The 25,829-nt window shown below is 71.3% G+C and carries 22 protein-coding genes; 12 read left to right on the top strand and 10 right to left on the bottom strand.

What is annotated here, in order from left to right; genetic code table 11:
* Nucleotides 1–56: 56 nt before the first annotated feature.
* A complete protein-coding gene (gene fxsA / locus ACQPZF_RS30425) occupies nucleotides 57–224 on the bottom strand; it encodes an FxSxx-COOH cyclophane-containing RiPP peptide (RefSeq protein ID WP_433262777.1) in 168 nt (55 codons plus the stop codon).
* A 162-nt stretch (nucleotides 225–386) separates the two neighbouring features.
* On the opposite strand from fxsA, the gene ACQPZF_RS30430 reads away from it, so the two are divergent.
* From ACQPZF_RS30430 to ACQPZF_RS30445, 4 genes are all read left to right on the top strand, one after another.
* A complete protein-coding gene (locus ACQPZF_RS30430; protein WP_433262779.1) occupies nucleotides 387–1,508 on the top strand; it encodes an FxsB family cyclophane-forming radical SAM/SPASM peptide maturase in 1,122 nt (373 codons plus the stop codon).
* The gene (locus ACQPZF_RS30435) at nucleotides 1,505–2,647 is read left to right on the top strand and encodes an aKG-HExxH-type peptide beta-hydroxylase (protein WP_433262781.1); all 1,143 of its coding nucleotides are present in this window, start codon (nucleotides 1,505–1,507) and stop codon (nucleotides 2,645–2,647) included. Before ACQPZF_RS30430 ends, ACQPZF_RS30435 begins: the two co-directional genes overlap by 4 nt.
* Before the next feature lie 105 nt (nucleotides 2,648–2,752).
* Complete coding sequence (locus ACQPZF_RS30440; protein ID WP_433262783.1) at nucleotides 2,753–6,184, top strand: TM0106 family RecB-like putative nuclease; 3,432 nt, start codon at nucleotides 2,753–2,755, stop codon at nucleotides 6,182–6,184.
* A 135-nt stretch (nucleotides 6,185–6,319) separates the two neighbouring features.
* Nucleotides 6,320–6,865: a snapalysin family zinc-dependent metalloprotease gene (locus ACQPZF_RS30445; protein ID WP_433262785.1), complete on the top strand. Its 546-nt coding sequence runs from the start codon at nucleotides 6,320–6,322 to the stop codon at nucleotides 6,863–6,865.
* A 238-nt stretch (nucleotides 6,866–7,103) separates the two neighbouring features.
* On the opposite strand, the gene ACQPZF_RS30450 is transcribed toward ACQPZF_RS30445, so the two are convergent.
* Complete coding sequence (locus tag ACQPZF_RS30450; RefSeq protein WP_433262787.1) at nucleotides 7,104–7,769, bottom strand: maleylpyruvate isomerase N-terminal domain-containing protein; 666 nt, start codon at nucleotides 7,767–7,769, stop codon at nucleotides 7,104–7,106.
* A 561-nt stretch (nucleotides 7,770–8,330) separates the two neighbouring features.
* Here ACQPZF_RS30450 and ACQPZF_RS30455 point away from each other — a divergent pair.
* Nucleotides 8,331–8,948: a hypothetical protein gene (locus ACQPZF_RS30455; RefSeq protein WP_433262788.1), complete on the top strand. Its 618-nt coding sequence runs from the start codon at nucleotides 8,331–8,333 to the stop codon at nucleotides 8,946–8,948.
* Here ACQPZF_RS30455 and ACQPZF_RS30460 read toward each other — a convergent pair.
* From ACQPZF_RS30460 to ACQPZF_RS30485, 6 genes are all read right to left on the bottom strand, one after another.
* A complete protein-coding gene (locus ACQPZF_RS30460) occupies nucleotides 8,945–9,934 on the bottom strand; it encodes a zinc-dependent alcohol dehydrogenase family protein (RefSeq protein ID WP_433262790.1) in 990 nt (329 codons plus the stop codon). The two genes, ACQPZF_RS30455 and ACQPZF_RS30460, sit on opposite strands and share 4 nt — an antisense overlap.
* Nucleotides 9,931–10,731 carry a carbohydrate ABC transporter permease gene (locus tag ACQPZF_RS30465; protein WP_433262792.1) on the bottom strand — a complete coding sequence of 267 codons (801 nt, stop codon included), beginning with the start codon at nucleotides 10,729–10,731 and terminating at the stop codon, nucleotides 9,931–9,933. The genes ACQPZF_RS30460 and ACQPZF_RS30465 overlap by 4 nt, the downstream gene beginning before the upstream one ends.
* A complete protein-coding gene (locus tag ACQPZF_RS30470) occupies nucleotides 10,728–11,666 on the bottom strand; it encodes a carbohydrate ABC transporter permease (RefSeq protein WP_433262794.1) in 939 nt (312 codons plus the stop codon). The genes ACQPZF_RS30465 and ACQPZF_RS30470 overlap by 4 nt, the downstream gene beginning before the upstream one ends.
* Before the next feature lie 31 nt (nucleotides 11,667–11,697).
* Entirely contained in the window at nucleotides 11,698–13,038 is a 1,341-nt protein-coding gene (locus ACQPZF_RS30475; RefSeq protein ID WP_433262796.1) for an ABC transporter substrate-binding protein, read from the bottom strand.
* A gap of 163 nt (nucleotides 13,039–13,201) precedes the next feature.
* Nucleotides 13,202–13,963 carry a DeoR/GlpR family DNA-binding transcription regulator gene (locus ACQPZF_RS30480; RefSeq protein ID WP_433262798.1) on the bottom strand — a complete coding sequence of 254 codons (762 nt, stop codon included), beginning with the start codon at nucleotides 13,961–13,963 and terminating at the stop codon, nucleotides 13,202–13,204.
* 315 nt (nucleotides 13,964–14,278) lie between these two features.
* Nucleotides 14,279–15,361 carry an alkene reductase gene (locus ACQPZF_RS30485; protein WP_433262800.1) on the bottom strand — a complete coding sequence of 361 codons (1,083 nt, stop codon included), beginning with the start codon at nucleotides 15,359–15,361 and terminating at the stop codon, nucleotides 14,279–14,281.
* Between the two features lie 51 nt (nucleotides 15,362–15,412).
* Here ACQPZF_RS30485 and ACQPZF_RS30490 point away from each other — a divergent pair, with 51 nt between their 5' ends.
* Nucleotides 15,413–15,805, top strand: coding sequence for a MarR family winged helix-turn-helix transcriptional regulator (locus ACQPZF_RS30490; RefSeq protein WP_433262802.1), 393 nt, complete (start codon nucleotides 15,413–15,415; stop codon nucleotides 15,803–15,805).
* A 157-nt stretch (nucleotides 15,806–15,962) separates the two neighbouring features.
* On the opposite strand, the gene ACQPZF_RS30495 is transcribed toward ACQPZF_RS30490, so the two are convergent.
* Nucleotides 15,963–16,466, bottom strand: coding sequence for an enoyl-CoA hydratase/isomerase family protein (locus tag ACQPZF_RS30495; RefSeq protein WP_433262804.1), 504 nt, complete (start codon nucleotides 16,464–16,466; stop codon nucleotides 15,963–15,965).
* Nucleotides 16,467–16,548: 82 nt separating this feature from the next.
* Here ACQPZF_RS30495 and ACQPZF_RS30500 point away from each other — a divergent pair, with 82 nt between their 5' ends.
* From ACQPZF_RS30500 to ACQPZF_RS30520, 5 genes are all read left to right on the top strand, one after another.
* A complete protein-coding gene (locus tag ACQPZF_RS30500) occupies nucleotides 16,549–17,094 on the top strand; it encodes a hypothetical protein (RefSeq protein ID WP_433262806.1) in 546 nt (181 codons plus the stop codon).
* Nucleotides 17,095–17,215: 121 nt separating this feature from the next.
* Nucleotides 17,216–20,104: a type 2 lanthipeptide synthetase LanM family protein gene (locus ACQPZF_RS30505; RefSeq protein ID WP_433262808.1), complete on the top strand. Its 2,889-nt coding sequence runs from the start codon at nucleotides 17,216–17,218 to the stop codon at nucleotides 20,102–20,104.
* Nucleotides 20,101–20,310 (top strand): hypothetical protein, encoded by a 210-nt coding sequence (locus ACQPZF_RS30510; protein WP_433262811.1) that lies wholly within the window; start codon nucleotides 20,101–20,103, stop codon nucleotides 20,308–20,310. The genes ACQPZF_RS30505 and ACQPZF_RS30510 overlap by 4 nt, the downstream gene beginning before the upstream one ends.
* A gap of 85 nt (nucleotides 20,311–20,395) precedes the next feature.
* On the top strand, nucleotides 20,396–23,317 hold the full coding sequence (locus ACQPZF_RS30515; protein WP_433262812.1) for a helix-turn-helix transcriptional regulator: 2,922 nt from the start codon (nucleotides 20,396–20,398) through the stop codon (nucleotides 23,315–23,317).
* Between the two features lie 70 nt (nucleotides 23,318–23,387).
* Nucleotides 23,388–24,074: a peptidylprolyl isomerase gene (locus tag ACQPZF_RS30520; protein WP_433274765.1), complete on the top strand. Its 687-nt coding sequence runs from the start codon at nucleotides 23,388–23,390 to the stop codon at nucleotides 24,072–24,074.
* 276 nt (nucleotides 24,075–24,350) lie between these two features.
* Here the strand turns inward: ACQPZF_RS30520 and ACQPZF_RS30525 are convergent, their stop codons facing one another.
* Nucleotides 24,351–25,073, bottom strand: coding sequence for a hypothetical protein (locus tag ACQPZF_RS30525; RefSeq protein ID WP_433262813.1), 723 nt, complete (start codon nucleotides 25,071–25,073; stop codon nucleotides 24,351–24,353).
* Nucleotides 25,074–25,171: 98 nt separating this feature from the next.
* On the opposite strand from ACQPZF_RS30525, the gene ACQPZF_RS30530 reads away from it, so the two are divergent.
* Entirely contained in the window at nucleotides 25,172–25,825 is a 654-nt protein-coding gene (locus tag ACQPZF_RS30530) for an MOSC domain-containing protein (RefSeq protein ID WP_433262815.1), read from the top strand.
* Nucleotides 25,826–25,829: the final 4 nt, after the last annotated feature.

The raw sequence follows: 25,829 nt of genomic DNA on the forward strand, positions 1-25,829 counted from the left end.
CCAGATCGGCGGTGCGGGACGGACTTCGCGACGGATCGGCGTCACCCGGATGGCCGCTACAGGGAACTCTCGAACGCGGCGAACCGGTTCGGCATCTCGGCGTTCTCGGCGAGGATCCGGTGCAGGGCGGCCCGCAGCGCGGTGTCCGGCAGCTCCGCCAGCCGCGCCAGGTCGAGCCCCGTGACGTCGAGGAGTTCGGACTCCAGGACGGGTTCCTCAGCCATCACGCCATACCCCCTCACCGCAAAGCTGCGGGTTTGTCCGCAGTGCGCTGATCCCCATCCTAGTGCGCGGCAACGGACAATGCGGGGAATCCTCCGATTGGCGGAAGTAGCGGCCGGCCCGATGTGTTTGGTTTGTTCGGGGGCCGATGGATCGGGGGGTGGATGGAAGCGCGGCCGTTCCGCCAGTTCGTGGTGAAGGTGCACAGCCGCTGCAACCTCGCCTGCGACTACTGCTATGTCTACGAACTCGCCGATCAAAGCTGGCGGTCCCGGCCGCGCGCGATGTCGCCGGAACTGGTGGCGCACACCGCCGAACGGGTGGCGCGGCACGTGCGCGCGCACGGGCTGGCCGAGGTGGAAATCGTGCTGCACGGCGGTGAGCCGCTGCTCTTCGGGCGGGCCGCGGTGGAGTCGCTGGTGCGCCGCTTCCGGTCCGCGGTGCCCGCCGAGGTGCGGTTCTCCGTGCAGACCAATGGAACCCTGCTGGACCGCGCGTTCCTGGAGCTGCTCACGGCACTGGACGTGCGGGTCGGCGTGAGCGTGGACGGCGATCCGGAGTCCCACGACCGGCACCGCGTGCGGCCGGACGGAACGGGGAGCTGGGCGGCGGTGCGGACGGCTTTGCGGTTGCTGTCCGGCGAGTTCCGCTCGGTGTACGGCGGTCTGCTGTGCGTCGTGGACGTGCGGTCGGATCCGCTCGGCGTCTACGAGTCGCTGCTGCGATTCACGCCGCCCGCCGTCGATTTCCTGCTCCCGCACGGGAACTGGTCCGCGCCACCGCCCGGTCGGGTCGCCGGCTCACCGGACACGCCTTACGCGGATTGGCTGACCACGTTGTTCGACCGCTGGTATGTCGAACCGAAAACGCGGGTGCGGCTGTTCGAGGAGTTGCTGAACGTCGTTCTGGGCGGGCGATCCGGTGTGGAAGGCGTGGGTTTGACGCCGCCCGCGCAGGTGGTGGTGGAGACCGACGGCACGATTTCCGCGTCCGACATCCTGGCGTCGTCGTCCCCGGCTGCGGCGTTCACCGGGTTGCACGTCGCGCGGGACGATTTCGACCAGGCCTCGGTGTTGCCGGAAATCGTTGCGGGACAGTCGGGTCTGGCCGGGCTGCCGGCGGGCTGCCGGTCCTGCGACGTGGTGTCGGCCTGCGGCGGCGGCCTGCGCGCGCACCGGTTCGCGGCCGACGGCTTCGACCACCCCTCGGTGTACTGCGCCGATCTGTACCGGCTGGTCAGCCACGTCCGCGACCGCGTGGCGGCGGACCTGGCGGCGCTGGCGTGACGGTTCGGCCGTGGCGCCTGTCCGCGGCGGACTTCGCCGCCCTGGCCAGGGGGCAGGGCGGGGCGCGGGCGGTCCGTGCGCTGCGGCTGGCCCGGCGCAGCCGGACCTCGTTGCTGATCCGGATGATCGCGGCGGCGGCCGAGGCCCGACCGGCGTATCGCCTGCTGGTGGACGCCGACCGGGCGTCGCCCTCCGCCGCGGCCCGGGTGTTGGACTACCCCTCGGTGGGCGCCTGGGCGACCCGGACGGCGTTGGCGTTGCGGCGTGGTTCGCCGGCGCGTCCGGCCGAGCTGGCGTTCGTGGCCGCGGCGGCGGCCATCCGCGCCGGGATCGAACCCCGGGTCGAGTTCCCGCCGGTCGACGTGTTGTCACTGCCGTCGCTGGGGGTCGCCGATCCGGCTTCGCTGGCCTATGAGCCGTTGCCGGAGGTGGTGCTGGGTACGCACGTGGTGCAGCTCGACGGGTGGGCGGGTGGCGGGGTGCCGCCGGGGCTGGCGGTCGACCGCGACGCCGACCCGGAGCGGTGGCGGTCGGCGTTGGGCGGCGCCTGGGAGGTGCTGGCGCGCGATCATCCGGGGATGGCGGCCGAGTTCGCGGAGCTGGTGACGGTGTTGACCCCGATGCCCTCGTCGCGGTCGGGCACCAGCAGTGCGACGGTCGCGGACGCGTTCGGGTGCGTGTTCCTGTCCTTGGCGCCGGACCCGGAAACGCTTGCGGCCACCCTGACGCACGAGGCCCAGCACACCAAGCTGGTGGCGCTGATGGACCTGTTCCCGCTGCTCGTGCCCGATCGGCGGGAGGTCTTCTACGCGCCGTGGCGCGAGGACCCCCGGCCGTTGGCCGGGCTGTTGCACGGCACCTACGCCCATCTCGGTGTGGCGGCGTTCTGGCGCACGCGCCCGGGGCTGCCCGCGCAGACCGAGTACGCCCGCTGGCGGTCGGCCGCGCTGACCACCGCCGAGACGCTGCTGGCCAGTGGGAAGCTGACGCCGACCGGCCACACCTTCGTGACCGGCATGGCGGACGTCCTGCGCGAGTGGTGCGCCGAACCGGTCCACCCGGCGGCCCTGGCGCGAGCCGCCGCCGACGCCGCCGAGCACCGTTCCCGCTGGCAGGCCCGCATGGCGAAGCACCGCTGACCGGCGGAGCGGGCTCCCGATCCCGGCAGTGGCCCTGCCGACACTCCCGCGACTCGCCGGGCGCGGTCCACTGGCCTGGGCCGTTCGGCCGCGATACTGCCCGCCATGCTCACCGCCGAAGGCAGGCTCGTCCACTCCCCGGCGGACCTGGTGGACCTGCTGGAGTGCGAGCACCGCAGCCGCCTGTCCTTGGCACTGGCCGTCGGCCTGCCCGACGCACCGCGACCCGACGCGCAGCCGGACGTGTTGGCCGCCAGGCACGGGATCGCGCACGAGCGAGCCGTGCTGGAGCGGTTCAAGGCCCGGGGCGACGTGGTCGAGATCGCCCAGCCCGCGCCCGTCCACGAGGCGTTGGCCGACGCCGCCGCGGCGACCCGGGCCGCCGTCCGGGCCGGTGCGCCGGTCATCTACCAGGGCGTCTTCTACGCCGACGGGTTCCACGGGCGCGCCGACTTCCTGGTCTTGACGGAGCGGGGATACGAGCCGCAGGACGCCAAGCTCGCCCGGCACGCGACGCCGGCGTCGGTCGTGCAGTTGACGGCGTACGCGAACGCGTTGGGCCCGGACGCCGGGCCGGGCATGCACCTGCTGCTCGGTGACGACAGCGTCCGGTCCTTCCGCGTCGCCGACTTCCTGCCACTGGTGCGCAACCTCCAGGAGCGGCTGCGCGATCGCGTCAGCGGGCCGGCGAGCCTGCCGGAGCGGCTGTGGGACGACGAGCGCCCGGCGTGCGCCGGCTGCCGGTTCTCCCGGCACTGCGCGAGCGGCCGGGATCGGGACCGGGACCTCTCGCTGGTCGCGGGCATCCGCACGGACCAGCGGCGCAAGCTGGTCGCCGCCGGGCTGGGCACGATCGACGCCCTCGCCAACGCGACCCGCGAGGACCGGCCGGCGACGATGTCCGCCGCCACGTTCACCGGGTTGCGGGCGCAGGCCGCGTTGCAGGTCATCCAGGACGACTCGCGCACCTCCGACGACCCGGTCGGCAAGGTCGCCTACGAGGTCGTCGCGCCCGAGGCGTTGGCGGAGCTGCCCGCGCCCAGTGCCGGGGACCTGTTCTTCGACATGGAGGGCGACCCGTTCGCGCTCGCCGGCGAGGGGCTGGAGTACCTGTTCGGGGTGGTGACGCCCGAGGAGGAGTTCACGCCGTTCTGGGCGCACACCCGGCCGCAGGAGAAGGCCGCCTTCGAGCGTTTCGTGGACTTCGCGACTCAGCGGCTGGCGGAGCACCCCGGAGCGCACGTCTACCACTACGCGCCGTACGAGGTCAGCGCGTTGAAGCGGCTCGCGGCTCTGCACGGGACGCGCGAGGAAGCCGTCGACCACCTGCTGCGGTCCGGGGCGCTGGTGGACCTTTATGCCGTGGTGCGCAAGGCTTTGCGGGTTTCGCAGCGGTCGTACTCGATCAAGTACCTGGAGCCGTTGTACATGCCTTCGGCGCGGGGCGGGGACGTGACGAACGCCGTGTCCAGCATCGAGGCCTACGAGGAGTTCCTGACGCTCAACGAGATCGACGACGTCGGGCGGGCCGAGGAAGTGCTGAACGGTATCGCCGAGTACAACGCGTACGACTGCGTCTCGACGCGGCGGCTCTACCGGTTCCTGTTGGAGGTGCGTGAAGAGGCGGGCATCGAGCCCCAGGTCCCCGAGAAGTCCTTTGTGGACGAGATCGAGGACGAGATGGCCGCCCAGCGGCGCGCCGAGCGTGCCGAGCGCATGGCCGCGGTGGTCGACCCGCTGCTGGAGGGACTGCCGGACAACCCGGCCGAGTTCACGGCCGACGAGCGGGCGCGGGCGTTGCTGGCGGCGGCCGTCGGGTACCACCGGCGGGAGACGAACCCGGCGTGGTGGGACTTCTTCCGGCAGGTCGCCGCGCCGTTGTCGGAGCTGGAGTCGGACAGCGCGTGCGCCGTCCCGGTGTCGGTGCGGGCGGAGGACTGGGCGATGCCGTCCGGTCGGGTGCGCAAGGCCAAGCGCGAGGTGCGGGTGCGGTGCGACCCGGACCGGCCGCACCCGTTCACGGCGGGTGACCAGGTCCGGTTGCTGTACCCGGGCACGCCGAACCGGACCCGGGACGCCGTGGTGCTGGGCGAGTCGGCGGAGGACATCACGCTGGTGGAGAGCGTGGCGCCGGACGAGATCGACGCGGACAGGCCGGTGGCGGTGCTGCCCGGCAGCCCGGTGCGGCCCTCGCCGAAGGACGAGGCCGTGTACGAGCTGGCCCGCCTCGTGGTCGACTCGCTGCCCGAGCTGCCCGCACACCCCGGCGTGGACCTGGTCCGGCGGACGCCGCCTCGGGTGCGTGGCGCGCTGCGGCACGACCGGGATGTGATCGCCGACGTCATCGCGGCCGTCGACGCGCTGGACGGGTCGGCGCTCGCCGTGCAGGGGCCGCCCGGCGCGGGCAAGACGTACCTCGCGGGACGGCTCATCGCGCACCTCGTGCGGGGCGGGCGGAGTGTCGGGGTGACGTCGAACAGCCACAAGGCCGTCGAGAACGTGCTCGGCGCGGCGCGGGCCGCCGGGCGTGAGCTGGGTGTGCCGATCCCGACCGCCAAACGGCCCAAGGGCACTCCGGCGAAGGACTGCGCCTGGGAGCAGCCGAGGGACAACCCCGCGCTGGTCCGTTGGCGGCACGACCAGGGCGCCGGACACCTGGTGGGAGGGACGGCGTGGACGTTCGCCAACGCCGCCCTGCGCGAGCAGCCGTTCGACGTGGTGATCGTGGACGAGGCGGGGCAGTTCGCGTTGGCCGACGCGCTGGCGGTGTCGATGTGCGCGCGGAACCTGGTGCTGCTCGGCGATCCCCAGCAGCTTCCGCAGGTCGTGCAGGGCACGCACCCGGCGGGTGCGGACGCGTCGGCGTTGGGGCACCTCATCGGTGACGCGGACGTGATCCCGTCGGAGCTGGGGTACTTCCTGGACCAGACGCGGCGGATGCACCCCGATGTGTGCGAGCCGGTGTCGCGGCTGTCGTACGCGGGGCTGCTGCACGCCCACCCGAGCACGGCTTCACGAGGGATCTCCGGGCTGGCGTCCGGTGTGTACGTGCGCGAGGTGGAGCACCGGCACAACACCACCAGCTCGCTCGAAGAAGCGTTGGCAGTGGTGGATGTCGTGCGTTCGCTGATGGGCCGCATGTGGACCGACGGGCCCGGCGCGCGGCCGTTGGACGACTCGGACGTGCTGGTGGTCGCGCCGTACAACATGCAGGTCCGGTTGGTGCGGCGGGAGCTGGAACGCGTCGGGTACGAGCACGTCCGGGCCGGCACGGTGGACCGCTTCCAGGGGCAGGAAGCGCCGGTCGTGATCACCACCATGACCTCGTCGGCGGCCGTGGACCTGCCGCGCGGACTCGACTTCCTGCTGTCCCGCAACAGGTTGAACGTCGCGCTGTCGCGCGCGCAGGGCGTGGCGGTCGTGGTGTGCTCGCCGCGGCTGGTCGAAGCCGACATCCGCGGGGTGGACCAGTTGCGCCTGGTGTCGGGGATGATCGGGCTGCTGTCGGATGCCCGCCCCTGGCCTACCGACGCCTAGGCCCATCGGCACCCAGGCCCACGGCGATCCAGGCCCATCCACGGCATCTATGCCCAAAGGCTATGACGCCATCCGGTCAACTCCTCTTAATGTGAATAAACACGAGAACCTTCCCCCTGCACTGAAGGAGATCGTGTGACCAGCAGGTTCCTGCGCTTCGCACTCGGAGCGCTGTTCACTTCCCTCGCCCTGGTCGGCACCAGCCTGACCAGTGTGGCAACGGCGGCGCCCGCCGCGCCGTCGGCACTGGCCAGGACCGTCTACTACAGCGCCTCCGGCTACTCGGCACAAGCCGACCAGGCCGCGCAGATCTGGAATTCCAGGGTGCCCAACCTGCGGCTCGTCCGCGGGGGCAACGCCACGATCCGGATCTCCGCGACCAACGGAGGCGGTTCCCGGGCCTATCCCTGCGGGCTCGGGTGCGCCACGATCTACATCGACAACCGCGACGTTGCGGCGGGCAACTACGCGTTGCGGATCGTGGCACACGAGATCGGGCACGGCCTGGGGCTGCCCGATACGTACAACGGCATCTGCTCTTACCTGATGTCGGGCGGCAGCGCGGGAACGTCCTGCCGCAACGTGAACCCGAACGCCCAGGAGGCGAATCGGGTGAACCAGCTCTTCGCCGGCGGTTTCCGGTCCGCCGCAGGCACTCCCGACGTCTATGTGAGGGGCTGAGTTCCTCGGGGTTGTGGTGGCGGGTCGCACTCCCCGCCACCACGGCTCCTCGGTCCGCGTCCTCCTTCGGCGGCTGAAGCTCGGCGGCCGGGGCTGTTGACGGAGGCGGTCGGATCGCGATGGCCGGGCAGGTCTCCCGCCTGCCCGGTCATCGGGCTTTGTACCGTGGGAGCGGTTATCCGTTTCGTGGGTGCGGTTATCCGTTTCGTGGGTGCGGTTCGCCGTTGCGTGAGTGCGGTTAGCCGAGGATGAGCGGGAGTTTGGCGGTCAGGTCGCCCAGTTCGGTTTTCTGTTCGTCGGTCGGGGTTTCGCGGCCGGTGCCGATCAGCAGGGCTTCCCGGTCGTTGAAGGGCTTGGGGAACGTGGCGCCGGCTATCGCCTCCAGCATCTCGCGTGAGCGGGCGAGGGTTTCGGCGGGTGGTTTTGCCGCGTCCGGCAGGTGTTTGATCAGGTCCAGGTGGTGCAAGGTCCATTCCAGGACGTACGCGTCGAGGTAGTCGCCTGCGGTGAGGACCATGTCCTGGGTGCTGACTCGGGTTGCCGGGTCGGCGAGTCGGGCGGCGCGGCCGGCTGCGGAGCCTACGTCGTCCAGGTGGAACTTCAGCAGTCTCGGGTCTTCGTAGGCGGCGGCCAAGCGGACGGTGAGCGCGTCCAGCGGATCGTCGCCGGTTGGTGGTGTTGCGGTGACTTTCCAGTAGGTGGTCGCGGTTCTGGTTGGTTCTCCGGTGGTCGGGGTTACCAGGGTGATCAGGACGTCTTGGGCGTCGATGATCAGGTGGCACACCAGGTCCCGCACTCGCCAGCCGGTGCAGCCGGATGGGGCGGCGAAGTTCTCGTCCGGGAGGTCGGCGATCGTTTCGCGCAGCGCTGTCCAGGAGCGTTCGAAGAGGTCCGCGTGATCCACATTGGCACGGTAGTGCGGTGTTGGGAAGGCGGACAAGCGGGTTGTCGGGTGCGCAGATCGGCTGATCACCTGGGTTGGGTCGAAGGGCGTTCAAGCGTCCTCGCCGGACTGGCAGGCCGCCAAGGATGATCACAAGGGCGGGACTCGGGCGTCGTGTCATCCCCGTATGGCCTGGTCAAAGACCACCACCCTTGTCCAGGGAGCGCAAGCGAAAAGCGTGCTTGCGCTCCCTGGACAAGCGCGGTTCCCTGCGGGCAGGCCATACGGGGATGACACGCAGCCCAACCGGGGGTGTGCGCGCGGCGCGCGCCACGGCGAAAGCGCGAAGCGCGCCACTGCGAAGAGCGCGTCGCGCGCCAAGGGCAAGAGCGCGAAGCTCGCCACGGCGTCGGGCGAAGGGGCTGTTGGTATCCGTCATTTGCGACGTAGCGTGCGCGGTCAGTCACAGTTCGATGACAGGCTGGTGTCGTCCGAATGCCGACTTGGGTTTTCGATCGGGTGGCATGTCGTCCCCCCAATAGGGTGACGGCCTTCCACTCCCCTGCACACTTGGAGTACCCAATGCAGCTCGCACGGACCGTTGGCGCGGCGATCGGCGTCGCGGCGGCCCTCGTGACCACTGGCCTGATCACCGCCGTCCCCGCCTCCGCGCACACCCCGACGGTGTGGGCCAAGTGTGTGGATGAGAAGGCGGTGCTGCACGTCGACCTCAAGGCCTACGCCCACGAAGGCAACAAGTTGACGGTCAGCGTCGACGGCAAGGAGCTGGAGCAGCGGACTTTCGGCTCTAGCTACACCCACGACTACGACGGCGGCGACGCCACCGTTCCGCACTCGTTCAAGGTCGTCGTCAAGGCGTCCGACAGCGACAACTACTCGTTCACCAGGGGCGAGAACGGCGAGCTGGACGTCCCGGCGTGCGTCGAGGAGGTGCCGTCGACGGTGCCCAGCACGCCCAGCAGCGAGCCGAGCACGCCGCCGTCGGAGACCAGCACGCCCAGCAGCGAGCCGACCTCGTCCAGTGCCGCTCCGGTGGCGACCACGACCGCCGCGCCGCCCGCCGAGGGTGGTCTGGCGAACACCGGTGCGACCATCGCCATCCCGCTGGTGATCGGTCTGGTCCTGCTCGGCGGCGGCACGGCCGTGCTGCTGGTGCTGCGCCGCCGCGCGAAGGCTTAAGGCAGTACTTGGATTTTGCGGCCCTGGCCTGCCTGGAAGCGGGCCAGGGCCGCTGCGTAGTCGGTCAGCGGTTCGCGGTGGCTGATGAACACCTCCGGGTCGAGGACGCCGGTCGCGAACAGGTCCGCCGCGCGTTCGAACGAGTGCAGCACCGCCATCGAGCCGGTGATGGTGATCTCCTGGTGGTAGATCCGGTACGGGTCGATGGTCACCCGCGCCGCGTAGTCGGCGACGCCGAACTGCAGGAACGTGCCGCCTTTCGCCACCCGGCCCAGGCCGTCCTGGATGGCGTCGGCGTTGCCGGTGGCGTCGATGACCACGTCCCAGCCGTGCGGGCGGTCCAGTTCGTCGGCGGAGGCGGCCGTGGCGGTGCAGCCCAGGAGTCGTGCGGTGGCAAGGCGTTCCGGGTTCACGTCGACCACTTCGACCGATGACGCGCCGGTGAGCTTGCCTAGCTGGAGCATCATCAGGCCCATCGTGCCGGAGCCGTAGACCAAGATCCGGCTGGCGATCTGCGACCGCAGCACGTCGTAGCCGCGCACGGCGCAGGACAGCGGTTCGATGAGGGCCGCGTCCTCGGTGCGCACGTGGTCCGGCAGCCGCACGCAGTTCGCCACCGGGGCTACGGCGTATTCCGCCGCGCCGCCTCCTGTCGTCACACCGATCGCCGCCCAGCGTTCGCACAGGTTGTTGCGGCCGGCGCGGCAGTAGCGGCATTCGTGGCAGTACAGCGAAGGGTCGACGGCCACCCGGTCGCCCACGCTCAGCTCGGTCACTTCGGAGCCGGTCTCGACGACCACGCCGGCGAACTCGTGGCCCGGCACGACGGGCAGCGTGGGCGCGAACTCCCCTTGCAGGATGTGGAGGTCCGTGCCGCACAGCCCGCACGCGGCGACGTCCACGACGACCTGGCGGGGGCCCGGCGCCGGGTCGGGGACCTCGGCGACCTCCACCGCGCCGACCCCAGTGATCACGGCTGCTCTCACTTCACGGCTCCCAACGACAGGCCCTGGACCAGTTTGTCCTGGGCGGCGAACCCGGCGGCCAGCACCGGCAGCGACACCACCGTGGCGGCGGCGCAGACCTTGGCCAGGAACAGGCCCTGGCTGGTGACGAACCCGGTCAGGTAGACCGGGGCGGTGCCCGCGACCACGCCGGTCAGCACGCGGGCGAACAGCAGCTCGTTCCAGCTAAAGATGAAGCAGATCAACGAGGTCGCGGCGATGCCGGGCATGGCGATCGGCGCGACCACGCGGCGCAGCGTGGTGAGCAGGCCGGCCCCGTCGAGCGCGGCGGCCTCCAGGATCTCCCCCGGCACCTCGGCCAGGAACGACCGCATCAGCCACACCGCGATCGGCAGGTTCATCGACGTGTAGAGCACGACCAGGAACGAGATGTTGTCCAGCAGCCCGGTGTGCTGCGCGACCAGGTAGACCGGCAGCAGCCCGGCGACGACCGGCAGCATCTTGGTGGTCAGGAAGAAGAACAGCACGTCCGACCACTTCTCGACCTTCTTCACCGAGAGCGCGTAGGCGGCCGGGATCGCCAGTGCCAGCACGAGGAGCGTCGATCCGACGCTCGCGCTGAGCGAGTTGGCCAGCGGCGGCCACGGGTTGGCGTCGAAGAACTCGGCGTAGCTGTCGAACGTGATCGGCGCGGCGAGCGAGGGCGGGTTGGTGGCCGCGTCCGGCTCGCTGTGCAGGGAGGTCAGCACCATCCAGGCGACCGGCGCGAAGAACAGGATGCCGGTGAACCACGCCAGGACACCCCAGATCCGGCTCATGCCCGCACCTCCGTCCGGTTGGCGGCTCCGCCGTCGGTCGTCCGATTCGCGGCTCCGCCGTCGGTGTCCCGGAGCAGTGAAGAGACCACGCGCAGCGTGAAAGTGGCGATGACGATCGACCCGATGACGACCACGACGCCGGCGGCGGACGCCTGGCCGTAGTCGTGGGCCTGGTAGAACGTCTGGTAGATGGTGTACGGCAGGTTCGCCGTGCCCAGGCCGCCGGACGTGATGGTGAAGACCGCGTCGAAGTTCTGCACGATGTAGACCGACCCGAGCAGCGCCCCCAGCTCCAGGTACTGCCGCAGGTGCGGCAGCGTGAGGTAGCGGAACACCTGCCACGTCGAGGCTCCGTCGATGCGGGCCGCCTCCACCGCGTCCTGCGGGCGGCTTTGCAGGCCCGCCAACAGGATCAGCATCATGAACGGCGTCCACTGCCACACCAGGGCCGCTTCCACTGCGGTCAGCGGCATCCCGCTGATCCACTCCGGCTGGGGCGCGTCCGCCCCCGACAGCCACGTGAGCACGCCGTTGAACAGGCCGTACTCCGGGTTGTAGAGGGCGTGCTTCCACAGCAGCGCGGCGGCCACCGGCACCACCAGGAACGGTGCGATGAGCATCGTGCGCACCACGCCGCGCCCGGTGAACTTGCGGTCCAGCAACAAGGCCAGGAGCAGCCCCAGCACGAGGCTGACCAGCACCACGGTCGCGGTCAGCAGCACCGTGGTGCCGATGGCCGACCGCAGGTCCGGGTCGGTGAACACGGCGACGTAGTTGTCGAACCCGGCGAAGCCGCGGTTGGCCGGGTCGAGCGAGTTCCACCGCATCAGCGAGATCACCAGCGTGGCCACGAACGGAAGCTGGGTCACGATGACGGTGAAGACGAGCGCGGGGAGGAGCGGGGCTCGCCTTGCCCAGCGCGCCGCCGCGGTCACCTCGGCCTCCCGAACGGCGTGGGGTTCGTCATCACTTGCCCCGGTACTTCGCGGCCACGGTTTCCGCCAGGGCCTGGCTCTCGTCCAGCGCCGAGTCCACAGTGGACGAACCGGCGATGGCGGCGCTGATCTTCTGCGACACCTGGGTGCCGAGGTCGGTGAACTCCGGGATGCCGACGAACTGGATGCCGCCGACCGGCCGGGGCTGCACGCCGGGGTCGGTGGGCTTGGCGCTCGCGATGGCCGCCTCCGCCTGCTTGGCGAACGTGCCGCCCGCCGCCAGGTACTCGGGCCGCCGGTAGGTCGACGAGCGCTTGCCGTCCGGCACCTTTGACCAGCCCAGGTTCCGGCCGGCCAGCTCCTCGTAGCCCTTGCCGGACGCCCAGGAGATGAACTTCCACGCGTTGTCGGCCTTCTTGCTCGCCTTCTGGATGCCGAACGCCCACGTGTACAGCCACGCCGAGCTGTCGGTCCGGACGGTCGGGGCCTGGGCGAAGCCGAGCTTGCCGTGCACCGGGGAGTCCGCGGCCTCCAGCAGGCCGGCGGCCACGGTGGCGTCGTACCACATGGCGACCTTGCCCTGGGTCATGTTGTTCAGGCACTCGGCGAAACCGGCCTGCGGCGCGCCCGCCTCGCCGTGCGCGCGGACCAGGTCGACGTAGAACCTGGTGGCCTCTTTGAACTCCGGCGCGTTCACCCGCGGCTGCCAGTCCTCGGTGAACCACGTGCCGCCGAAGGTGTTGACGACCGTGGTCAGCGGCGCCATCAACTGGCCCCAGCCGGGCTGGCCGCGCAGGCAGATGCCCTTCATGCCCGGCTGTGCTCCGTCTACTTTGGACGCTATGTCGGCGACTTGTTGCCAGGTGGGTTTCTCCGGCATGGTCAGGCCCTTGGCGTCCAGGATGTCCTTGCGGTACATGAGGAATGACGACTCGCCGTAGAACGGCTCCGCGTAGACCTTGCCGTCCGCGGCGGTCAGCGAGTCGCGGATCGGCTTGAGGATGTCGTCCTGGTCGAACGCCGTGTCCTTGGCGAAGTAGTCGTCCAGCGGGGTGAGCCAGCCGTTCTTGGCGTAGATCGGCGTCTCGTAGTTGCTGATGGTGGCCACGTCGTACTGCCCGGCCTGGCTGGAGAAGTCCTGGCTGATCTTGTCCCGCACGTCGTTCTCCGGCAGGACGGTGAAGTTGACCGTGATGCCGGTGTCCTTGGTGAAGTGGGCGGCGGTCAGCTCTTGCAGGTCCTGCAGTTGCGGGTTGTTCACCATCAGCACATTGATCGAGTTCCCGCCGGCCCCGCCGCCGCCCGCGCCCGCGCACGCCGTCGTGGCCAGGAGTATCACGGCGGCCAGGCCGCCGTAGCGCAATGACTTCATCGTCTTGCCTTTCTCGGGGCGTGCGGGACCAGGCCCCTGCGGTGGGGGCTCGGTGGCGGGGCTCGGTAATGGGGCTCGGTAACGGAGCTTGGCGGCGGGGCTCGGTGACGGGGCTCGGTAATGGAGCTTGGAGGCGGGGCTCGGTGGCGAGATTCGGTGGCGGCTAGGCCCGGACGACCTTCGGGCCCAGCAGGGCGTAGCGGTGCGCCTCGCCGGCGGGGAGGACGGAGTCGGTGACGATGGCTTCGAGGTCGGACACGGTGGCGAACCGGTGGAAGCTCGCCACCCCGAACTTGGTGTGCACGCCGACGAAGACCTTGCGGCGCGCGGCGGCCAGCGCCTGCGCCTTGACCGCGCCGACCGCCGGATCGGGCGTGGTGAGCCCGTGTTCGCGCGAGATGCCGTTCGCCCCGATGTACGCGAGGTCGATCACCATCTCGGACAGCATCCGGGTGGCCCAGTGGTCCACGGTGGCCAGCGTCCGACCGCGCACCCGGCCGCCGAGCAGCAGGACGTTCACCGAGGGCACTTCGGACAGCACGGCCGCGGTGGGCAGCGACGCGGTGATCACGGTCAGCGGCCGGCCGGCGGGCAGCGACTCGGCGACCAGTTGCGGGGTGTAGCCCTCGTCCACGAACACGGTCTCGGCGTCACCGAGCCGGTCGGCGGCGGCCCGTGCGATCCGCCGCTTCTCCGGGACCATGGAGGCGGACCGGAACTTCAGCCCGGTCTCGAACCCGGCGCTCTCCACCGGGAACGCGCCGCCGTGCGTGCGCCGGACCAACCCGTGCTCGTCCAGCAGCCGCAGATCCCGCCGCACGGTCTCCTGCGCGACCTCCAACTCGGCCGCGATCTCGGCGACGTCCACCCGCCCGTCGGCACGGGCCCGAGCCAGGATGCGCCGCTTGCGCTCATCCGCCCGCACACCGCACCTCCCGCCCACTCGGACCGCCACTGCCCGTTCGGGCCGCCCATAAGGTGTAACACCGGGAAAACAGTGTGGCTACCGTCACACATGGACGAACAATGCCCGAGTTCTGCCCGGTACGTCTGCCCGAACGCACACCGGACAAGCGATCCTTGCCCGATCAGGCTCCAGCGCCGGCCCGATTGCCTCGACGCCGAGAGCCGACACCCGACCAGTGGTCACTTGTTCGGGTGTCGGCTCTCAGCGCACCGGACCGATTCCGTCGGTGCTCCATGCTTGGATCGATATCGGGGGGTCTTCAATCCGGCAGCGTCACCCCGCCGGCACCGGCGCGCCGGCCAACGGCGGGTAGTCGGTGTAGCCGCGCTCGTCGCCCCCGAAGAACGTGGCCGGGTCGTGCGTGTTGAACGGACCGCCGGTGGACAGGCGGGTGGGCAGGTCGGGGTTCGCCAGGAACAGCGCGCCGAACGCCACCGCGTCCGCCGTCCCGTCCTCCACCAGGTCCAGGTGCTCCGGGCCGGTGACGCCCTCGGGCGTGTGCGGGTTCAGGATCAGAGCTGACGTGAAACGCTTGCGCAGCGCCGAAGTCAGCTCGCGGTCGTGTTGTTCCGCGATGTGCAGGTACGCCAGGCCGACCGGGTTGATCGCGTCGACCAGCGCCGGGTAGACCTCGCGGTGGTCGGTTTCGCTGATGTCGTTGTAGTCGTTGGCCGGGGAGATGCGCAGGCCGACGCGGTGCGCGCCGATGGCGTCCGCGACCGCCCGCACGACGGCCACGGGGAACCTGATGCGCCCCTCGACCGAGCCGCCCCACTCGTCGGTGCGCCGGTTGCTGTTGGGCGCGAGGAACTGGTGGATCAGGTAGCCGTTGGCCCCGTGCAGTTCCACGCCGTCGAAGCCCGCGTCCACGGCGTTGCGCGCGGCGGACGCGAAGTCCTCGATGGTCGCCTCGACATCGGCCGACGATAGATCGACCGGTGTCACGAACTCCTGCAGGCCGGCCCCGGTGAAGACCTTGCCGTTCGCGCGCACGGCGGACGCGCCCACCGGGTGCAGGTCGCCGGGCAGCAGGCTCGGGTGGCCGATGCGGCCGGTGTGCATGAGCTGCGCGAAGATCACGCCGCCGTTGGCGTGCACGGCCTCGGTCACCGGCCGCCACGCCTCCACCTGCTCGGCGGAGTGCAGGCCCGGCGTGTCCGGGTAGCCCTGGCCGACGACGGACGGCTGGACGCCCTCGCTGATGATCAGGCCGGCGGACGCGCGCTGGGCGTAGTACTCGGCCATCGCGGGTGTGGGCTTCGTGCCGAACGCCCGGCTGCGGGTCATCGGCGCCATCACGACGCGGTTGGCGAGACGGGTGCCGGCCAGGTCCAGCGGGTCGAAGGCGGTGGTCATGGTGTCCTCCCGATCAGCCACGCCATCTTCCGCATCGCCCGGCTGCACCGGATGCTCGCGGGACAGCTCCTGCGCCGGGCGGGCCTGCACCCCGGCCAGGAGCTGGTGATGATGCGGCTGTGGGACTGCGGCCCGCAACGCCAAGCCGACCTGGTGGGCGTGCTGGACTCGGACTCGGCCACCATGACCCGCACCGTCCAACGGCTGGAGCGCGCCGGGTTCGTGCGCCGGGTGCCCGATCCGACGGACCGGCGCGCCACGATCATCGAGCCGACCGCCGCGAGCCAGGCCTTGCGGCGTGAGGTGGAGCGGATCTGGGAGGAGCTGGAAGGGGCCACCACCGACGGCTGCGACCCCGGTGAGCGCGCCGACATCCTGCGGGTGTTGGAACGGCTGGAGTGCAACCTGGTGGAACGGACCGGCCGGACCCTGCCCGACGCCTGAGCCCACCGGCGCTACCGGACCTCGGCCCGCCGACGTGCGGCGGCGGTCAGGGTCGACGGGCGGCGGGGGCTGGGGTCCGCAGGCCGCGGACATCCAGCGGCGGTCAGGGGCAGTCAGGGGCGGTCAGGGGCGGCGGGCTGCCGACATGCAGCGGTGGTCAGGGGCGGCGGGCCGCCGACATGCAGCGGCGGGCCAGTGCCACCGCGGCCGACAGCACCGCACCCGGCGGCACCACCTGGTCGACCATGCCCATCCGCAACGCCTCGTCCGCGGTCACCCGGCGGGCCATCAGCACCTGCTGCCCGGTCACCCGGACCAGCCCGCCGCCCTCCGCCAGCACCCGGTGGTCGCACGCCATCGCCAGCTCCGCCACCGCGCCGAACGCGTTGCCGCCGATCGCGGCCACCACGGGCACCGGCAGGGCCGCCAGTTCGTCCCGCAGCGCACGCAGTTCGCGGGCGTGGGCACGCCGCTCGGCGGCACCGACGTAGACCACACCCTTGGGGTCCGCCGACAGCGCACGCTCGCAGCCGTACAGGACCAGGGCGTCGAAACCGCCCAGAGTCGGCAGCACGGCACGCAGGCGGGCCGCCGCGGCGCCCAGTGGCGTGTCCACCCGGATGACCGCGACACCACCCGAGACTTCAACTGTGACCGGCATCAGTAGCCCATCGTGGCCGACCATTCCCCCGGTTGTCATGCTCATGCCCACTATCGGGTGACACGTGGGGTTCAATATGTCGGTGAAACGGTTCGCGGTGATCGCAGTGGTGCTGGCGACGGCCGGGTGCGCGACACCGGTCGCCGGTCGCCCGGTGGCCGGACCGGTCACCACCAAGACCTCGTCCCCCGAGGTCGTGCGGTGGATGAACAACTTCTGCGGTGTCGCCAATTACCTCGTCGCGTCCGGCGGGGTGCAGGTCGGGGAGGCGCCCGCCGACCCCGCCGCCGCCAAGAAGTCGATCAGCGATGCCCTGGGGCGCGTGGTGGACATCCTCGACGTCGCCGTCCACGACCTGGAAGAGCTGACCCCCGCCCCGGTGACGGCCGCCGACGCCGCCGTCGAGGTGATCGTCGAGCCGCTGGCCAAGGCGCGGGACAAGTTCGTCTCCGCCAAGTCCACCGTGGACGGCGCGGCCGAGCTGACCACCGACGTGTTCTCGTCGGTCATGCAGAACATGACCGAGGCGGTGTCGGTGATGAACGACGCCGTCGAGAAGATGTCCGTCACCTCCCTGCCCGACGAGTTCACCGACGCCGCGACCCAAGCCGAGAACTGCCGGCAGTAGCCGCCCACCCCACCCGGCACTGCCGCGTTCACCTGCGGTTTCCGCATCCTGGCGGGGTGCGCGCAAATCTGGGGGCACACCCCCCATGTGCGAGAACCCGTCACATGACACGTTGGGCAACGTGACCCCGTCCGCCGTCGACCGGCTGCCCGCCTCCTGGTGGCACAGCGGCGTGCGGGGCGCCTCCCACGAACTGGTCGCCCCGAGCGGGCGGCCGGCATGGGCCGCGTTCGTGGAACGCGCCACCGCGACCGCGGCCCATGCACACTTCCCCGGCGGCGACTGGGACGAGGCGTTCGCGTTCGCGCTGCGCCCCCTGGTGCGCGCCGCGCGGGCGCAGGACGCCCGGCTGGACGACGACTTCGGCCGCCGCCTCGGCCGCCGGCTGGCCCGGATCGCCGCCCGCACCCTGGTGCTGGAGCTGAACCTCAAGCGGCTCGCCGGCGAACTGGACGGCCGGACGCCGCAGGACCGGTTCACGCACTTCGCGGAGCACCTGGACCTGGCCGACCTGTTCGCCAAGTACCCGGTGCTGGCCCGCCTGCTCGGCCAGGCCTGCCTGCACGCCGCCCACGCGCACCGCGAACTGCTCGACCGGTTCGCGCGGGACCGCGCCGACATCGTGCGGACGCTGCTCGACGGCCGCGACCCCGGCCCGGTGGCCACCGTCGAGACCGGCAAGGGCGACGCCCACCAGCGTGGCCGCGCGGTGGCCGTGCTGACCTTCCGGGACGGCCGCAAGGTCGTCTACAAGCCGCGTCCGGTGGCCCTGCACGCCACCTTCGGCGAGCTGCTGGCCTGGTTCGACGGCCACACCGGCCTCGGGCTGCGGGTGCCCGCGACGGTCTCCCGGCCGACCCACGGCTGGCTGGAGTTCGTCGAGCACGCGCCGTGCGCGGACACCACCGAGGTGGGCCGCTTCTACCACCGGCTGGGTGCGCTGATCGCCCTGCTGTACGCGGTGGACGGCACCGACATGCACTACGAGAACCTGATCGCGTGCGGCGAGCAGCCGGTGCTGGTGGACGTCGAGACGCTGTTCCACCCGACCGTCGGCATCCCGTCCGACCCGGCGGTGAAGGCGCTGGCCCGCTCGGTGCACCGCACGGCCGTGCTGCCGCGCGTGCTGCTCGGCGAGCACGGCGCGCTGGACATCGGCGGCGTGGGCGGCGACCACGGCGAGCTGTTCCCGGCCGACGGCGTGGCGTGGCTGCACCCCGGCACCGACCGGATGCGGCTGGTGCGCCGGCCCGCCCCGCTGCCGCCGGCACTGAACCGGCCGACCGTGCGCGGGACCGAGGCCGAGCCCGCCGACTACCAGGGCGCGCTGCTGGCCGGGTTCCGCACGGGCTACGACGCCCTCTACGACCACCGGGACGAACTGCTCGGCGAAGACGGCCTGCTGCGCCGGTTCGCCGACCTGCCGGTGCGGTTCGTGCCCCGGATGACCCAGCTCTACGCGACGCTGCTGGACGAGTCGACGCACCCGGACGCGCTGCGCGGCTCGCAGGACCGCGACCTGGCGCTGGACCTGCTGTGGGACGAGTCCGCCGCGGAGGACGTGCTGCGGGCGCTGGTGCCGCACGAGCTGACCGACCTGTGGGCGGGCGACGTGCCCCTGTTCACCACGCGGCCGGGTACCCGGGACGTGTGGTCGGCGGGCGGCGACAAGCTCGCGGACCTGCTGCCGGTGTCCGGTCTGCGCGCCGTCGAGGACAAGATCGCCGCGCTGGACGAGGTGGACCGGCACGACCAGCAGTGGCTGATCAGCGCCGCGCTGGCGAGCCGCCCCCGGCCGGTGGACCACCGCACCGGGGCCGGTGTGCCCGCTCCGCTGGAGGCGGGCGTGCCGGACCCGCAGCGGCTGCTGGTCGCGGCGTGCGGCATCGCCGACGAGGTGCTGGCCCGCGCCAACGCCGACGGCCGCCGGGTCAACTGGGTCGGCCTGGAGCTGGTGGACGACCGGCACTGGGCGGTGGCCGCGATGGGCGCGGGACTGTCCAACGGGTATACCGGCGTGGCGTTGTTCCTGGCGCAGCTCGGCGAGGTGACCGGGGCCTCCCGGTACACCGAGTTCGCCCGCGACGCGCTCGCGCCCGTGCCGGGGCTGCTGCGGTCGTTCGCCGCCGACCCCGAACTCGCGGTCGCCGTGGGCAGCGGCTCGTTCCACGGGCTGGGCGGCCTCTGCTATGCGTTGGCGCGCTTGGCGAACCTGCTCGATGACGACGAGATCTCGGGCTGGTTGAGCCAGGCGGTCGACCTCGCGGCGGCGGTGGAAGCGGTCGGTGAAGATCCGGCGAACATCGTGGAGGGCTGGGCGGGCGGCCTGGCCGCGATGCTCGCCGTGCACGCGGAAAGCGGTCTCCCGGCGGCCGAAAAGCTGGCCCGCCGCTACGCCGACCGGCTGCTCGCGGCGCACCCCGGCGGCGACGGCTTCGCGCGCGGCCGGGCGGGCATCGGCTGGGCCATGCTGCGCTACGCGCGGGCCGGCCGGGACCACCGTTACGGCGTCGCCGGGCGCGCCCACCTGCGTGCGGACCACGCGCTGCGGCAACGACTCCTGGACGTGGGCGAGGCGGACCATAGCTGGTGCTCCGGCCTGTCCGGCGCGGTCCTCGCGCATTCGGCCCATCCCGATCAGCCGGTCGACACGTACACCCTGCACCTCGACCGGTGCCTGAACGCCTTGGCGGTGCACGAACCCCTGCGCGACCTGAGTCTGTGCCACGGTGAGCTGGGCGTCCTGGAATCGCTGGCCGTGCTCGCCGAGGGCGGGCACGATCTGGCGACGGCCATGCTGACCCGACGCGCCGGGCTCGTCCTCGGCGCGCTGGACCAGTACGGGCCGCGGTGCGGCACGCCGGGCGGCGTGCCGTCGGCGGGTCTGCTCACCGGCCTGGCCGGCATCGGCTACGGCCTGCTCCGCCTAGGTCTCCCCGAGCGGGCGCCCTCGGTGCTCCTGCTCGAAACCCCTGCCAATCCCAACCCTCGCAAGGAGAATCCCCGATGAGCGACGCCAACCGCGACGAGGTCACCACCTGGCGCGACGACCAGGACGGCGACCACCCGGCCGGCGAGATGGCGCTGTCCCGCAAGTCCAAGACCGGTGCGCGCGCCCGTGCGCTGGCCGGCCTGACCCTCGCCGTCGGCGCGTACGCGGTGGTCGCCGCGGGCCTCGCCGACAGCACCTCGGTGAGCGCGCCCCACATCATGTAGCGCCCGACCACCGGTACCGGCCGGACTGCCCGTCCACACTGGGGGTGCGGGCAGTCCGGCGTGCGCTTGGCTAAGGTCGGCACCCATGCAGACCCGCGCGCCGGTCGTGGTCGGCCGCGACGACGAACTCCGGGTGTTGGACCAGGCGCTGACCGACGCCGCCGCCCACCGCGGGCGTGCCGTGTTCCTGGTCGGCGAGCCGGGCATCGGCAAGACCCGGCTGGCCAGGGTGACGGCGGGCGCGGCGTTCGACCGGGGCATGCGGGTGCTGCGCGGCCGTGGCTCGACCATCGGCCCGATGGTGCCGTTCCGCCCCTTGGCCGAGGCCCTGATGTCCTTGCTGCGCGGCGGTGACGGGCCGGACCTGCGGGCGCTGGGCCCCTACCAGCCCGTCCTGGGCCGCCTGGTCCCCGAGTGGGGCGCCGAGCCGCCGGAAAGCCACTCGATCGTGGTGCTGTCCGAGGCCGTGCTGCGGCTGCTGGCCGTCATCGGCCGCGACCGGCCGTGCCTGGTGGTCCTGGAGGACCTGCACGACTCGGACGCCGAGACGCTGGCCGTGATCGACTACCTGGTGGACAACCTGGACCAGGTGCCGGCCGCCCTGCTGGTCACCACGAGGGCCGACCCGGGGCCGACCCTCGACGTGATCCGGCTGGCCGCCCAGCGGGACGCTGGCACGCTGCTGGAGCTGCGCCGGCTGGACGAGCGGCAGGTGTGCCGGATGGTCGCCTCCTGCCTGGAGGTGGACGTCGCCGAGGTGCCCGGCGCGGTGGCCGAGCGCCTGTGGTCCGACAGCGCCGGCAACCCGTTCGTGGTCGAGGAGATCCTGCACAGCCTGGTCAACAGCGGCCTGCTGGTGCGCGGTCCGGAAGGCTGGCAGGCGCTGGGCGAACTGCGCGTCAACGTGCCGACGGCCCTGGTCCGCTCCATCGCGCACCGCACGGACCGGCTGGGCCCGCAAGGCCGGGAGCTGCTCTCGGTGGCCGCCGTCCTGGGCCACCGGTTCCCGCTCTCGGTGCTGCGCGAGGTGACCGGCATGGACGACCGGAACCTGCTGTCCCACCTGCACGCGGGGGTGGCGGCGCAGCTCGTGACCCCGGACGAGCCGGTGCCGGACTGGTACGCGTTCCGCCACCCGCTGACCGCCGAGGCGCTGCTGGCGCAGCTCACCCCGACCCACCGGGCGGACGTCTCCCGGCGCACCGCCGACGCCGTCCGGAAGCTGCACCCCGACCTCCCCGGCGAGTGGTGCCCGTTGGTGGCGTCACTGCGCCTGGACGCGGGCCAGACCGCCGAAGCCGGCGCCCTGCTGGCGGAAGCGGGCAGACGCGCGCTGGCCGACGGCGCGGCCGGCTCGGCGGTCCGCCTCCTCGACCACGCGCACCGGCTGCTGGCCAGCCAGGTGGACGTGGGCGTCCGGGCGGACGTGCTGGCGTCCCTGCTGCCCGCGCTGGGCGAGGCGGGCCAGTTCGAACGGGCCTTCGCGCTGATCGACGCGGTCACCGAGCTGAGCACGGCGGGCCTGGACCGGGTGCGCCGGGCCGAACTCCACACCGGCCTGGCCCGGGTCGCCTGGCTGGCGGGCCGTTCGGCGGACGGCATGGCCCAGGTGGAGGCGGCACGGGCGCTGCTGGGCCCGGACGCCGACGACGCGCACGCCGCCCGCGTCGACTCGGTAGCCGCGTTCCTGACCCTCAACGCCCAACGCCCCGACCGCATCGCGTCCGCCGAGGTGCTGGCCCGCCGAGCCGCCGAGGCCGCCCGCCGAGCGGCCCTCCCCGAAGTGGGCTGCGAGGCCTGGCAGCTACTGGGGATCCTCGCCCGGGACCGCGACCTGGGCGAGGCGACGGACCACTTCACGAGGGCGCGGAAACTGGCCGAGGAACACCACCTCGCCATCCAGCGCATCCACGCCGTGGTCAGGCTGGCGGGCATCGACTGGCTGGCGGACGGCTCGGCGGCGGAACTGGCCGAGGCACGCGAGGAGGCACTGCGGGTAGGCGCGATCACGGTGGCCTACAACGTGGACGCGATCCTCGGTCTGGACGCCGTGCTGCGCGGCCAGTACCCGGCGGCGGAGGAACGACTGGCCCGCTGTGGCGAGGGCACAAGACGCCTGCAACTCAAGTCGATGACCCTGTACGTGCTGATGGCCCAGGCGACCGCCGCCGCACACCAGGGCAAGCGGTCCGAAGTGGACAGTGCGGTGGCGGAGTTCCACGAACTGGGCGGGATCGGCTCCCAGGAACGCCCCCTGTGCTTCGGCCTGGCAAGGGCCTTCTGCGCCCTGCTGGAGGAAGACCGCGACCTGGCGACCCACGACCTGTCCCGCGCGATGGCCTACGAGGCGGAAACCCCGACGACGTTCCACCTCTCCGGCACCCACGGCCTGCGAGTGCTGCTGGGCACCCTGACCGGCGACATAGACCGACCGACATACCAGGAAATCGCCCACTCGGCCGCAGCGGGAATGCGCTGGAACCGAGTCTTCGGCCACTTCGCCCACGCGGTCCTGCTGGGCAGGGAAGGAAGAGAAGCGGAAGCCTCGACCGCAGTCCGTCACGCCAAGGAAGCGGCGACGATCTACCCGCTGGCGAGGCACCTGGGCCTGCGCCTGGTGGCGGAGGCTGCGGCAACCGACGGCTGGGGTGAGCCGGAAGGCTGGCTGCGAGGGGCGGAGGAGTACTTCCACCAGACCGGCGGCACCGCCGTGGCCAGCGCCTGCCGGGGCCTGCTGAGGCAACTGGGAGCCTCGGTCCCCCAGCGCAGGACAGGATCGGACCAGGTTCCCAGAGAACTGAGGGCCCTGGGCGTCACCGTGCGGGAGTTCGAAGTCTTCCGACTCCTGGCAGGCAGACTGGGCAACAAAGCCATCGCGACCCGCCTGCACATCTCCCCGCGCACGGTGGAGAAACACGTGGCCAGCCTGATCACGAAGACAGCCCAACCGGACCGCGAGTCGCTCAGCAGCCTGGCGGCGGACCTCGGACCCTCCGACCGGCCCTAGCAGGCGGTTGTCCGACTGGGCTAGGACTGTCGTCGTGAGGATCCTCCTGGCACTGGTGCTGACGGCGGTCATGGGCAGCGGCGGCGTGGCGCACGCGACAGACACCCCGGAAACAACCCACGACCGAGACGTGACGAAGGGCCCGTGCGCCTACACGAAAACCCCGGACGACCCGGCGGCCCGTCCGGTGAAACTCCCCCCGGACCCGAGGCGCACCCCGTCGAGGGGCAAGGTGGACGTGCTGCTCAAGACCAACCAGGGCCCCATCCCCCTGGTCCTGGACCGGGCGAAGGCCCCCTGCACAGTGCAGAGCTTCCTGCACCTGGTGAGCAAGAAGTTCTACGACGCCACCACCTGCCACCGCCTGACGGCCTACCCGACCCTCAAGGTCCTGCAATGCGGCGACCCGACCGGCACCGGCGAACGAGGCCCAGGTTACAAATACAAGGACGAACTGCCCACCGACCTCGAACCGGCCCCCAACGACCCGACCGGAGAACGCCGAATCTACCCACGCGGCACCCTGGCAATGGCGAACGCGGGCCCGGACACCAACGGCAGCCAGTTCTTCCTGGTGACCACAGATTCCATCCTGCGCCCGAACTACACGGTCTTCGGCACCATAAAGGAACAGGGCCTGGACACCCTGGACAAGATCGCAAAAGCAGGCATAGCCCCCACCCCGGACAACCCGGCCCCGGTAGACGGCCGCCCAGCGCAACCGGTGGACATCAGCCGAGCCAAGAGGGGCTGCTGACAACCACGCGCGCGACACACGAACCGAACCCGCGCGCAGCGCACACCCTCAGCTAGGCTGCGTGTCATCCCCGTATGGCCTGCCCGCAGGGAACCGCGCTTTCCCTGGGAATGCAAGCACGCTTTTCGCTTGCATTCCCAGGGAAAGGGTGGTGGTCTTTTGACCAGGCCATGCGGGGATGACACGACGCCCTGGGCACTTGTGATCATCCTTGGCGGCCTGCCTGTCCGGCGAGGACGCTTGAAGCTCTTCGAGCAAGAGCGACCGCGCGACACCCTATTGAGCAGGCGCAGAAATCCGAATATCCGCGTTCCAATCAGCGAACTGATGCACAGTACGCTGAAAAACCCTGTCCTCCAACGTCTTCAAGGTCTCCTCAACCCGAACCGGCAATCCCCCGGCCCCCACCCAAACCACCGCAGTACCAGTGAAACCGGACTCATAAGCAGCCAACAACTGCGCCCGATGAGTGACATCGGCAACCTGCGAAGCCTGCACCCGCAAGTCCACCAACATGGTGTACCGCTGAACCGGCACCCCATCCAAGGATTCCTCAACAGACTCCACGATCAACGACCCACGCAACGCCCCCACCACAGACCGGGGATCGACCTCATCGGCAAGACCCTCGACAGTAACCCCGGACTTCACCGGAACAAGATCAGACCGGCCAAGCCGACTCCAGGAACCGCCACCGGAACGCGCATACCCGGCATCCGAAAGCACCACCACATCCACCGCATCCTCACGCAGCGCAACCAACCGCCCCTGCGAGGACCGAAGCAGATCACCATCCACCTGCACCCGCCGCCCGGACATGGTGGTCTCGGCGGAAAACCGCACGGAGTACTGCGAATCCGACCGGGCGACCAACGACGTGACCAGGGCGGCGGTATCCCGCGCCGGAGGCTCCAGGGTAGGCGCCGGCAGAGCCCTCCGCTCCGCACACCCCGCCAGCACGCCAACGCACAGCACCAACCCCACCACGGACCTGCGCATGACTTCCCCCACGAAACCCGGTAAACGGCACCCATCCTCGCGCACCGACACCCGATAAGGAGTGCGATCCCGCAAACTACCTCAGCTACCGTCGTCCCATGCCACACGTGCTCTCGGTCAACCTCGGCACCCGCACCGACTTCGACCACGCCGCGCTAGGCCACACCGGCATCGGCAAACGCCCGGTGACCGGCCCGATCGAGGTCCGGGCCCCACGACAGGACGGCAGCGGCCTCATCGGCGACCACATCTCGGACAGCCGCAACCACGGCGGCCCGGACCAGGCGGTCTACGCCTACGCCCGGGAAGACCTGGACGACTGGGCGGCGGAACTGGGCCGGGACCTCGCGCCGGGCCTGTTCGGCGAGAACCTGACCACCGCCGGCATGGACCTGTCGAACGCCCGGATCGGCGAACGCTGGCGGATCGGCACCGCGCTGGTCCAGGTCACGAACCCGCGCATCCCGTGCCGCACGTTCGCGGGCGTCATGGAGGAACGGGGCTGGATGAAGACGTTCACCCGCAAAGCCGTGCCCGGCGCGTACTTCCGCGTCCTGGAGTCCGGCACCATCACGGCCGGCGACGAAGCGACCCTGGTCGAACGCCCGGACCACGACGTGACGATCCAACTGGCGTTCAAAGCCCTCACCCTGGAACCCGAACTCCTCCCGCGCCTGCTGAACGCCGGCGACCTGCTCACCGACGTGGTCCGCAGCCGGGTCGAGCGCCGCTTGACACCCGACCCGGCCTGAAAAC

Source organism: Actinosynnema sp. CS-041913, assembly GCF_050942485.1.
Taxonomy (GTDB): Bacteria; Actinomycetota; Actinomycetes; order Mycobacteriales; family Pseudonocardiaceae; genus Actinosynnema.